This is a genomic window from Frankia sp. CgJB1, assembly GCF_977947065.1.
Window position 1 is genome coordinate 1 of record NZ_CDWTNB010000153.1, and the last position, 9,802, is coordinate 9,802.

11 protein-coding genes, 1 tRNA gene and 1 pseudogene are annotated in these 9,802 nt (G+C 69.9%); 8 read left to right on the forward strand and 5 right to left on the reverse strand.

Going from position 1 to position 9,802, the window contains the following annotated elements; all coding sequences use genetic code 11:
* On the forward strand, positions 1-365 hold a 365-nt coding region (locus AC08OT_RS15805), incomplete at its 5' end, for a hypothetical protein (RefSeq protein WP_476602971.1).
* Entirely contained in the window at positions 362-1,309 is a 948-nt protein-coding gene (locus tag AC08OT_RS15810) for an endonuclease/exonuclease/phosphatase family protein (RefSeq protein WP_476593110.1), read from the forward strand. The genes AC08OT_RS15805 and AC08OT_RS15810, both read left to right, overlap by 4 nt.
* On the opposite strand, the gene AC08OT_RS15815 is transcribed toward AC08OT_RS15810, so the two are convergent.
* Complete coding sequence (locus AC08OT_RS15815) at positions 1,306-2,709, reverse strand: transposase (RefSeq protein WP_476593111.1); 1,404 nt, start codon at positions 2,707-2,709, stop codon at positions 1,306-1,308. The genes AC08OT_RS15810 and AC08OT_RS15815 overlap by 4 nt on opposite strands.
* Before the next feature lie 276 nt (positions 2,710-2,985).
* Here AC08OT_RS15815 and AC08OT_RS15820 point away from each other — a divergent pair, with 276 nt between their 5' ends.
* From AC08OT_RS15820 to AC08OT_RS15835, 4 genes are all read left to right on the forward strand, one after another.
* Positions 2,986-3,306 carry a hypothetical protein gene (locus AC08OT_RS15820; protein ID WP_476593112.1) on the forward strand — a complete coding sequence of 107 codons (321 nt, stop codon included), beginning with the start codon at positions 2,986-2,988 and terminating at the stop codon, positions 3,304-3,306.
* Between the two features lie 209 nt (positions 3,307-3,515).
* Entirely contained in the window at positions 3,516-3,728 is a 213-nt protein-coding gene (locus AC08OT_RS15825) for a hypothetical protein (protein WP_476593113.1), read from the forward strand.
* A complete protein-coding gene (locus AC08OT_RS15830) occupies positions 3,725-3,970 on the forward strand; it encodes a hypothetical protein (protein ID WP_476593114.1) in 246 nt (81 codons plus the stop codon). The genes AC08OT_RS15825 and AC08OT_RS15830 overlap by 4 nt, the downstream gene beginning before the upstream one ends.
* A gap of 18 nt (positions 3,971-3,988) precedes the next feature.
* Positions 3,989-4,579: a hypothetical protein gene (locus AC08OT_RS15835; protein ID WP_476593115.1), complete on the forward strand. Its 591-nt coding sequence runs from the start codon at positions 3,989-3,991 to the stop codon at positions 4,577-4,579.
* Here the strand turns inward: AC08OT_RS15835 and AC08OT_RS15840 are convergent.
* On the reverse strand, positions 4,543-4,989 hold the full coding sequence (locus AC08OT_RS15840) for a hypothetical protein (RefSeq protein ID WP_476593116.1): 447 nt from the start codon (positions 4,987-4,989) through the stop codon (positions 4,543-4,545). The two genes, AC08OT_RS15835 and AC08OT_RS15840, sit on opposite strands and share 37 nt — an antisense overlap.
* 356 nt (positions 4,990-5,345) lie before the next feature.
* Here AC08OT_RS15840 and AC08OT_RS15845 point away from each other — a divergent pair, with 356 nt between their 5' ends.
* Positions 5,346-5,831 (forward strand): hypothetical protein, encoded by a 486-nt coding sequence (locus tag AC08OT_RS15845; RefSeq protein ID WP_476593117.1) that lies wholly within the window; start codon positions 5,346-5,348, stop codon positions 5,829-5,831.
* An 18-nt stretch (positions 5,832-5,849) separates the two neighbouring features.
* On the opposite strand, the gene AC08OT_RS15850 is transcribed toward AC08OT_RS15845, so the two are convergent.
* Together AC08OT_RS15850 and AC08OT_RS15855 are read right to left on the reverse strand one after the other, a co-directional pair.
* Positions 5,850-6,032 (reverse strand): hypothetical protein, encoded by a 183-nt coding sequence (locus tag AC08OT_RS15850; protein ID WP_476593118.1) that lies wholly within the window; start codon positions 6,030-6,032, stop codon positions 5,850-5,852.
* A 462-nt stretch (positions 6,033-6,494) separates the two neighbouring features.
* Positions 6,495-6,570: transfer RNA gene (locus tag AC08OT_RS15855), tRNA-Thr, on the reverse strand.
* Positions 6,571-7,109: 539 nt separating this feature from the next.
* On the opposite strand from AC08OT_RS15855, the gene AC08OT_RS15860 reads away from it, so the two are divergent.
* Positions 7,110-9,350 (forward strand): MMPL family transporter, encoded by a 2,241-nt coding sequence (locus AC08OT_RS15860; RefSeq protein WP_476593119.1) that lies wholly within the window; start codon positions 7,110-7,112, stop codon positions 9,348-9,350.
* A 286-nt stretch (positions 9,351-9,636) separates the two neighbouring features.
* Here the strand turns inward: AC08OT_RS15860 and AC08OT_RS15865 are convergent.
* A pseudogene (locus AC08OT_RS15865) lies at positions 9,637-9,746 on the reverse strand (IS6 family transposase); the annotation flags it as partial.
* Positions 9,747-9,802: the final 56 nt, after the last annotated feature.

A 9,802-nucleotide genomic window follows, 5' to 3' on the forward strand; every position in this document is an offset into this window, starting at 1 on the left:
CGGGGGGCACCCCGATCCGGGTCGCCGCGGCCGGTGCCTTGCTGGCCGCGGCGGCGACCGCGCCCTGCTATGGAGTGCTGGTGCTCATGCTGCTCGTCGCGTCGGTCCCGGCGTTTGGCTGGGGTGTCCTCGCGCAGGGCTACCTGCACCAGGCGGTCGATCGGGCGTTCACCGGCCGGGTCATGGCGGTGTGGTTCACGATCGCCTCGGGATCCAACCTGCTGGGCCCGCCCCTGGTCGGCTGGCTCGCCCACCTGCTCGGCCCCCGCCCGGCGCTCGCCCTGTGTGGAGCGGGAACTGTCCTCGCCGTGGGCGCCCTCGTCACTGCCACTGCGCTTTCTACGACCACCGAGGAGACCCCGTGACCCACCCGGCAGCCCTGACCTTGACGCTGATGGGCCTGAACCTCCGCCGCGGCGCACCCGGCGCGCACTGGCCGGCGCTCGCCGAACTGATCCGCGCGGTCCAGCCCGACCTGCTGTGTCTCCAGGAGGCCAACGGCTGGGACGACGACCGCAGCGGTCTGTCCACCGCCGAACACGATCTCGGGATGCGGGGCCTGCTTGCCCCGTCCCGGTCCGGCTTTCACACCGGGCTGTTGTGGCGACCGGACCGGCTCCGGTTGACCCGATGGGAGACCCGCTACGGCGCCGAGACCCTGCACGGCTTCGGCGTGGCGGTCCTGACCATCCCGGGAACGCCGACCTCTCTCGCGGTGGCCAGCGTCCATCTGACGCCCTACTCGGCCCTGGCCGCCGCGCAGGAAGCCCAGCTGATCGCCTCCCGGCTGCTGCGCGCAGGCCCGCTCGGAGTTCTCGCCGGGGACGTCAACCACTGCCCCCTCGGCGACGACGAACCGGACTGGTCCACCGTACCGTTCCATGATCGGATTGCTCGCTGTCTGCCCCGCGAGACCGACGAGGCGCTGTGGCGCGGCAACAGGATCGTGTCCGCCACGCTGCGCACCGCCGGGCTCGTGGACGTCGCCGACCACCTCGCGGCGGCCTCGGGCGATCCGTCGCTGCGGGCGGCCACCTCGGCCGGTGGGATGAGGATCGATCAGATCCACCGTCCCTGCCCTCACCGCCGCCGACTACCGGCTCGTCGACACCGGCGGGCACAGCGACCACCAGGGCGTCGTCACCACCCTCCACCTGTGAACCGCGATCTGAACCGTCTACCCAAGGCGGTTCGCCGTCGTCGCCGTCACGCCACGGCTCGCCGGCCCGCCTCCCGGGGATCGTTCGCCATGGGAAGGCACCCTCTCCCGTCACGGCCACGCCCGAGTTTCGTGGCTCTTCGAAGTTAAGCGGGGTTGAGGCATCTGCGGGCTCGGCGGGTGGTTGCGCAACGTGTTCGTAGCCGCTGGTTTTCGGGGTTGCGGTAGCCGAAGGCGTTGCGGGCGTCGAGCTTGACGACCCGGTTGTGGCCCTCGCTGGCGGCGTTGGTGATGCCGCTGTGCAGGAACGCCTCGATGCAGGTCCACCAGGTGCTGATCGTGGTGGCGAGGCGTTCGAGTTCGGGGACGGCGGCGTCGGCGCACCAGGTGTAGAACCTGGTGAGCCGGTGGGCGATCACCGTGCGGGCGGGGTGGGTGCGGGCGAGCGTGAGCAGCGCGCGTAGTTCTTCCTTGGCGATCCAGGCGGTCAGGATCGTCTGGCCGGGTTCGCCGAGGTCGACGAGGGTGTTCCACAGTTTCGTCAACTGGCGGTCGGTGAGGTTCTCGCGGTTGCGGGTCAGCAGGTTACGGATCTTCCATTCGGGGTCGGTGTCGCGGCCGCGGCGGCCCCGTAGCTGGGTGGTGACCCGGCGGCGGGCCTCTGTGACGGCGTCGTTCGCGAGTTTCACGACGTGGAAGTGGTCGACGACCAGGGTGGCGCCCGGCAGGTAGCGGCGGACCGCGGCGACGAACACCGTGCACATGTCGATCGTCACGTGGGTGATCCGGTCGCGCCAGGACGGTGTCTGGCTGGCCAGCCAGTACGCGACGTCGTCGGCGGTGCGGCCCTCGACCTGGCCGAGCATGCCCTGCCCGCCGGCCAGGTCGGTGAATCCGACATGCCACCGGTCGGCGAGCACCCGGGCCTTCGCCGGCTCGCCACCCGCCGGGTCGGGCTCGACGGTCTCGGCGGGGCCGCCGCCAGCAGGTTCGGGGGACGCCGGTGTGGGAACGGGGTCCGCGGGCCGCCAGCGCGGCCGGCCTCGGCGGGTCTCCTCGATCCCGAGCACGTCCACCGGCGGTGAGGCGGTGTCGGTCAATGGCGCGGCCACGTCGCGCGCCGCGTCCATGACCGTCGGCCAGGACAGCGCAAGGTGCCGCGCGCTGGCTACCACCGTCGCGCAGATCCCGTCGACCACGAGCCGGCCGGCCTGCTCGCGTAGCCGGGTCGTCAACCGTGCCCGCGCCGGCACCGCCGGCAGCGACTCGGTGAACGACCGCTTCGCGCACAGTGGCTCCTGGCAGTACCAGCGGCGTTTAACCCACACCAGTCGCAGGGGGAACGGGCCGTAGCGCAGGTCACGCGGCCGAGTGGTCACGACGCCCTTGACCCTGCGCGCGAACACCCCGCAACCCGGGCACGCCCGCGCCGTCTCGTCCGCGGTCGCAAGCCACACCTGCCGTGTCCTGTCCGCGAGCATCTCGACGCGCGACACCGTCAGACCGTCGATGTCGAGCAACCGCGTCGCGTCATTCGTATGATCGTCCAAGCCCGTAGCTCCGTGGCCTCTCGGTTGCGTCAGGAACAACCAAGATCGCCAGGGGTTGCGGGCCATTCATGTCACGACACGAGGCATGCCACAGCAGGCCACGTCAAGCAAACATTACGCACAGTTACCAAACTGGCTGGGGTCTCACGCCCACCCCGGTTAACTTCGAAGACCCAGTTTCGTGGCGATCCCGACCGTGCTGTCGAGGAATGCGCTACTACTGTCATGAGAAACCGGTCCGTCGCGCCATGCACATCCGGGGGAGGTGAGGGTCTGGTGGACCTCGACCGAGACGGCTGGCTGCTGGCCGAACAGCGCGCCGTGACCGCGACCACCCGCAGTTGGCCCGGCGGCCCGGCCCTCGCCGACCCGGGCAGCTGGGACGTCGTCGCGGTCCGCGGCATCCTCGCCGTCGTGCTGGTCAGCCTGCACCACCGTGATGGCCTCGGTCCGACCGAGGTGGCGTGGGGCAGCGTGCGGTGGCACTGCGACGACCCCGCCCGCGTCCGCCGCCTCGTCACCGCCCAGCTGCCCCACGCCGCGCAGGCCCCCCCATGGCCACGGCGAGCCGGTCACCAGGATTGTGGGCCTGGCTGACCCGGTCGTGGGAGACCCCGTCGAGTGTGCGCTGGCACGGGCTGTGCCGGGGAATAGCTCGCGAGAGCCCGGAGCCGGCGGTGGAGGTGTGCACCGGCTGAGCCGCGCACATCGCCGCGGCGGAGATCGTTCGGGAACGCGGCGGCTATCAGCTGTATGAGCGTGTCCGCGTCGTCGGGCCCTCCGACGCGGCAGGCCGGCACGGCTACGTGCGCGGCTGGGCCTGGTCGTTGGACGACACCGCGCAGACCGTCGCGGACGGATCGTCCTGGTACGACGTCACCCTCGACCCTGAGATCGGGGACGAGACCCGCGGGATGGTGATTCCGCCTGATCAGCTGGCCGCGGGGACCGATGGGCTGTCGTGGCCCCACCACCGCCCACCGCTTCTCCACACCGTCTGGGAAGGCACGGAGCCATGACTGACGACTTTTCCGCGATCTTTGACCTGATGCCGCCGGAGGTGGTCGAGCGCACCGGGCGGATGCACGCCTTGGGCGGCCGGCTGGTGCTCGCGCTGGTCGATCGGGACGCGGACGCGGTGAGCGCGACGATCAATGCGATCGCCGGTTACGACGACGCGCCCGGCCGGCGGCTGTATCCGGGGCCCCGCTTCCGGGCCGCGCATCAAGCCGTGTTCGAGCTCGCGGACGCCTTCGGTTAGCTCGCTGCCCGGCCGGACGTGCGCGCCGACGGTTCCCTGGACCGGGCCCACGCGCTCCTACGGGACTGTGCCCCGCACGCCTACCGGGAGGAGGCGTTGGCGCGGCTCGACGCCTCGGGGAAGGGCCAACCGGACGCCGCCAGGATGCTGGCCGCCGCCGCCATCGCGGCCGGCTTCGCAACCCAGACCGCGGTGTTCCCCTCCCAACGGCAGATGCGGTTCACCCTGCTCCGCCAGATCCGACAGCACGAGGCGGAGGCGCACCGTGTCCCGACCCGGGAGCGTATCGACATCAGCGACACCGACGCCATCCGTTTCCTCGACACGGTCCTCCCCGGCGATTTCTCCAGGGTCTCCCACAACCCCAAACACCGAGACCTGTGGGAAATAGATCTGCTCGCGACGGCGAAGATTTTCCTGCTTGATCATCCCGCCTCTACCATCACCCCCGAACACAGAAGGTTTTTTCTCGTCGAGGCGATCGCTATCCTTGAAGCCGTCCTCGACGATGTCAACCCGCGGCGCCCGGAACGCGACCGAAAAACCCGCACCGGCGAGACCGGTCAGCGTACTCAACCCCGTAAGAAGAAGCTCCGCGGAAAAAGATAGACGCCGACGACGGTGGTGGACAACGGCGGCACGAGGCGCATACCGAGGAGGGCCATGGACATCGACACGATCGTACGGCCGCTGTCGCAGGTGAGGGCGGCCGACTCGCGGGAACTGGACCGGGTGTGCGAGGACGTCGCCTCGGCGCTGGTCGACGCCGGTGTGGAACCGCCGTTCCAGCTCGCCTCCGCCGACCTTGTGGCCGGCCCCTGGCAAATCTGCGCCGACCGGTACTGGCGGCGCCGGCTGCTGGCCGAGCCGATCGCGGCCGTCGCCGCGCGCTGCGCCCGCTGGCTGGAGGACCACAGCGGCCAGGATAGCCCCGCTGAACGCCGCACGATCATCGAGACCTGGGCGATCGGATACGCCTTCATCACCCGGGACAGCGTGGAGTCCCGCGCGGATCTCACAGGCGTGGTCGACCGCATCGACCAGCAGGTCGGCGGCTCTCCCACCGTCTTCGCGTTCGCGGCGGTGTATCACGCCAGCAAGCTCCGCATGAACTTCTGGTTCGACGACCTCCACCGGTTCCTGGAATCCTCGCCTCTGGCGCTCGCGGCGCCCGACCGCGACAATCCGCTGTTCGTCGCCCTGCGCGCGTTCGCCGCCTGCGGAAGCCGCACGCCCACCGACGACGCCACCCGCCTCCTCACCCAGGCGTGGACGGCCCGGCCACGCTCCCGCCAGGTCACCCGACATCTGCCTGCATGCCCTGTGGGTCGCGCCCGATCACGCCGAGCTGTTGCGGCGCCACGCCGAAGAAGCCGTGACCGAGTACCCCACGGACCACACCTTCCACTTCCGGCTCGCGACCGGCCGACGCCGGTGCGGCCACCACGCCGCGGCGCTCGACAGCATCGACAACGCGCTGCGGCTCCTGCCCGCGACCGGCAGCCGTGGCAGCCACGTCCTGTTGCAGGACCAGTATCTACGGGAACGAAACCTGATCATCGACGGTATCGGGGAAGCGGAGCGAGCCGCCGCGGAGCAGAAACGGTGGGACGCCCAGGAAGCAACAAATCAGGAGTTGCGCCGGCTCGTGCGTCCGCCGCTGTCCATGCTGGCCCAGCAGGAGGGTCTTTTTGCCGTCATCGCACTGATCTTGACCAGAGAGCTACGGAAGGTGAGCGCCAGCGCATCGCTGCATGACCGCCTCTGGCAGGAGCTCCAGCTTGGTGGCAGCCTGCTCGTCGTCGCCGTGGCCGCGGTCGGCATAGCGGCCCTTGACCGGCGCCGCCGTAAGCCGAGGTAGCCGCCTGCTGGATCTCGGTCAGCTCAGCTCACCACCTGCGCCGCCTGGCCCCGTCTGGCGGCCGACGAGCAGGCCCACCGGCTGGCGTTGGACACGCTCGTCGAAGCATGCGTCGCGGCGGCGTTCACCGCGAAGAATCTCGACTATCCGGATCTGGCGTACCTGGCCGCGACCCGCGTCGAGGCCCATAGCGTCGGCCATGGCGTCGATGTCGCCGGTGCGGGTCGGGGGTGACCTGACCGGGGCGGACCCGTGGGGGCACGGCGGATCCCGTTCCACGCTGCGGCGATCCCCGGTGCTAACACCGGGTTGCTTGCTCCGTCGCCATGTTCACGTCCACGGCGCCGCCATCGACCCTGGCGGCGCCGTGAACGTCCGATCCCCGTGCCGCGGTGGCGTGGGGTGGGATGGCGGACCGGCCACCGTCAGCCGCCACGCATCGTTCTTGCCGATCCTACCCGCCCTCAGAACGGCAGGCGATAACGGAACGTAACCGTCGTCGGGGCGGTGTCGCGACCGCAGGTCCCGGCCCAGGCGCCCGGAGAGGACACCCCGTTCATGATCGTTCCCTGCACACAATTGCCGAATGCGCACACAAACCCATTTCTGTCTTGAATAGATGATCTTCGATTTCGCAAAACCGCAGGTCAGAGACCATCTGTCTGGAGCCGGCGAGGGGACTCGAACCCCTAACCGCTCGATTACAAGTCGAGTGCGCTACCAATTGCGCCACGCCGGCGGGTGATCTCACGATACCTGACCGCTGCACTGAGACGCTGAGGCCATCGGCCGGTTCGCCGCCGGCCGCGGTTCGCGGGCGCCGCCGGCTCGGCAAGATCAAAAGGGTGCCCGTGGCGTGCTCCCGCCGGTTGCCCGGCTCGAACCCGGCGAGCACCTACAACCGGTAGACGTGTCGGGACCCGCTCCTCGGCCGTGAAGCGGGCGAGGAGCTCCCGCTCGGCCCGGTCAGCCCGGTCAGCCCGGTCAGTGCCGCCATCGGCGGTACCCCGACCGGCACCGATACCGCCGTCCACATTCTTGCCACCGAATAATGTGGTGCCGGAACCGGTGAACAAATTTTGTCACAGCGGTTGTCGGGCAGTTCGTGGCGGTACGGTCGATCACGAGGCCAGGCGTGCGGGAACGCCGTAAAGTGCCGTCTCTCGTGAATCGTCTCTAGAATTATCGGACGATGATCCCCACCAAAGAGCCCCACCAAAGAGTAATTGACGTTGCTTGCCCGCGAGATAGGTTGTCCAAAATAACGAAGGGCCAACCATGCTGATCGTTGCGTTGACAGGCGTCGCACGTCTGTGTGCCCGCCATCGCTGGATCGCGGTCGGCATGTGGGCGGTGCTCCTCCTGCCTGCGGTGTTCTTCGTGATCGCAGGTCACGCGCAATATAGCCACGATGTGTCGGTTCCCGGTTCCGAGTCGCAGCGGGCAATGAATCTGGCGCGCAAGGTGATTCCAGGCGGCGTCCTGCCGGACACCGAACAGATCGTGCTGCACGCCAGGCGCGGCACGCTGGCGGACCCGCTGGTGCACCAGCAGGTCGAGGAGTTGCTCGCCGACGTCGGGAAGCTGCCGGGGGTACTCACCGTCGCCGACCCGTTCGGACCACTAGGCAGGACGGTGCTGGGTGTGTCACCGGTCAGTGCCGACGGGCGCACGGCGGTGGCTCCGGTAATCATGAAAGCGTCGGCGCTCGAACTCGACCTCGGCGCGATCAGACGGGTCTCGGCCACGGCCCGGTCCTACAGCGGCCCCGAGCTTCAGGTGGAGTTGGGCGGACCGGGCGCGACCGCGCTCACCTTGGCCGGCGTCCCGATCCGACCGCTGCTGGCCGCCCTCGCCGTCGCGCTGGCGGTCTTGTGCCTGACCCTGCGTTCGAGGGTGGCCGCCATGATTGCCGCGGTCGTCGCGGCCATGGCCACCGTCACCACCGTGGCCGTCACGACGGTGCTGTCCCACTACGTCCTGACGACTCCCTTTGCCGCTCTACTTGGCGGCATGATCGCTCTTGGGGTCAGCCTGGGCGGGTCCGTCCTGGTCGTCTACCGGGCGCAGACCGCGTTGGCGCGGGGCGTGAGCCCGGTCGACGCGGCCACCGAGGCGATGGTGAAGTCGGTAGCCGCCCTGGCCTCCGGTGGCGTGTGCCTGAGCGTGGCGATGACCGGGGTGCTCCTGCTGAACCTGGGCCCGTTCACGGGAGTCGCCCTCGCGGCCGGGGTGGCCGGGGTGCTCAGTGCCCTGGTCACCCTCACGCTGTTGCCGACGCTGCTCGTCCTCGGCGGCACCCGGATGCTGGGCTGGCTCGGACGGCATTCCCTGACCACGACGGGTCGTGGCCTACCGCATCGGCCGGGTGTGCGATCGTGGTGGGCCAGGCAGGTGGGGCGTCACCCGGCTGTCGCCGTGGCCGCGGCGTGCGTGCTGCTCGTCGCCCTGGCAGCGCCGGTGGTCACCCTGCGGCTCGGTGGCGGCGACGCGGGCGCGGAGCCCACGTCGGCCACCGCGCGGCGCGCGTATGACGTGGTCAGCCGCGACTTCTTCAGCGGTCTCAACGGGCCGATGCTCGTCGTCGTCGACCGGGGGGAGGGCAGCCGGACCGTCACCGTGACCGACGTCGTCACCGCCCTCAACACGACGCCGGGGGTCAAACACGCGTACGCCTCGTTCGACAGTCCCGAGTCGGGCCTGGCCCTGATCCAGGTGCTGCTGCAGGCGGGTCCCCGGTCGACGGACTCCTACGACCTGGTGCACCGACTGCGGAACGACGTCCTGCCGGCGGTCCTGCGGCCCACCGTGAGCCGCGCCTACGTGGGCGGGCAGGCGGCGTTGTTCGCCGACATGGCCGCGGATTTCCGCGGCGCGCTGCCGATGTTCGTGTTCGTGGTCCTGCTCGCGGTGGGCGCGCTGATCTTCCTCACGGCCTCCTCGCGCGTCACTGCCGCCGTACTCGCCGTTTCGGAGCTGTCGTGCGGCCTCGCAACGGCCGGTGTCCTGGCGGCGCTCTTCCAGCAGGACCGTTTCGCCGGGAAACTGGGCCTCCAGGCTGGTCCGATCGAACCGTTCATCCTGGTCTTCGTGCTGGTCGTCGGGTTCGGCCTGTCCCCGGGCATGAACCTGAGCCTGCTGAGCAGACTGCGCGAAACCGATGCGCCAGGCTGGCGGGCGCTCGAAGGCGACGCGGTCAGCCGCGGCCACGCCGACGTGGGGCACGTCGTCCTCACCATGAACCTCATCATGATCCTGGCGTTGTCGGTGGTCATGGCGCAGCCGTCCCGCACGCTGAAGCTGCTCGGGGTGGGTCTGGCGGTCGGTGTGGCGCTCGACGCGTTCGTGGTGCGAGCGGTCGTCCTCCCCGCGCTGGTGCACCTGGATTGGCGCCGCGAAACCGCTGGCGGCGTACCCGCCCAGCGCCGGCCGGCGAGGGCGGCCACGAGGTCGTACGACCCGTCGTCGGCGCGGGCAACGGCACGCGCGGCGGCCGTTTTTCCCGGAGGAGTACCATAGGGATGGGGCCCGGGCGTGTTGCGTTCCGGGGAACGTTCCCGGGCAACGTTCCCCGGAACGTTGCCCGGGGAGTGGTGCGGGCCAGGCCCCGGGGGTCTGTTGTATTGCGGGACAGTACGGCAGGATGAACCCGGCCGGATCGGTGATCAGATCGCCCGCATGAGTTCGGCGAAGGCAGCCGTCAGCCGCACCTACGGGTCGGCGTCGACGTCAGGTTCGTAGTGTCCGCGGCGAAGATTCCGCACGAACGCGTGTCCGGCGCTGATCGTCTGGGCGGAACGGAACCCAGCGCGTAGCGCGGGTACCACCGGACCGCGAGCACGATCACCTCGGGTGGGAACCGAAACCCGTGAACTCCGGGACCGGGACAGGCGGACAAGGGCGGCAGCGAGCCATCATCCGACCATGCCCCGATGTCGGCGCGGCCCCCGGCCCCCGCCGATGCAGCAGTA

What these genes read in the sequence shown, in the direction of transcription:
- AC08OT_RS15860 (WP_476593119.1), top strand. Translation starts at nt 7,110, where the DNA reads ATGCTGATCGTTGCGTTGACAGGCGTCGCACGTCTGTGTGCCCGCCAT.
- AC08OT_RS15830 (WP_476593114.1), top strand. Translation starts at nt 3,725, where the DNA reads ATGACTGACGACTTTTCCGCGATCTTTGACCTGATGCCGCCGGAGGTG.
- AC08OT_RS15850 (WP_476593118.1), bottom strand. Translation starts at nt 6,032, where the DNA reads ATGGCCGACGCTATGGGCCTCGACGCGGGTCGCGGCCAGGTACGCCAG.